The sequence below is a fragment of the Sporosarcina luteola genome (genome assembly GCF_023715535.1).
Lineage (GTDB): Bacteria > Bacillota > Bacilli > Bacillales_A > Planococcaceae > Sporosarcina > Sporosarcina luteola_B.
The window spans coordinates 1-379 of sequence record NZ_JAMBOI010000070.1 but is presented as its reverse complement, the minus strand read 5'-3'; the positions used below and the strand labels follow the sequence as shown (position 1 = coordinate 379).

Genomic DNA, 379 nt, shown 5'->3' with positions numbered 1-379 from the left:
TTTCACTTGTGGGCGTAAGCAGCAAATTGAACGGATAATCAAATCGATTTGAACGCCCGCTTGAGACGCTCTATACAGAGCATCAATTAGTTGAGATTCAGTTAAGGCGTTGACTTTAATAATAATCTGCGCTTTTTTGCCCGCTTTGCTATTTTCAGTTTCATTTTCAATGAGTTCAATCAATTGAGAATGCAGAGTAAATGGTGCATGAAAAAGTTTTTTCAATTTGACCATTTTCCCCATACCTGTGAGCTCCTGGAAGACTTTATGGACATCTTCACAAATATCAGCATCACTGGTCAGTAGTCCATAATCAGTATAGATTTTGGCATTCATTGCATGATAGTTACCTGTGCCTAAATGAACATAACGTTTAATC

Annotated in this window: 1 pseudogene; it reads right to left on the bottom strand. The window is 37.5% G+C overall.

Annotated elements, in window-relative coordinates:
* Positions 1 to 379: pseudogene (locus tag M3191_RS18375) on the bottom strand (RNA degradosome polyphosphate kinase); the annotation flags it as partial.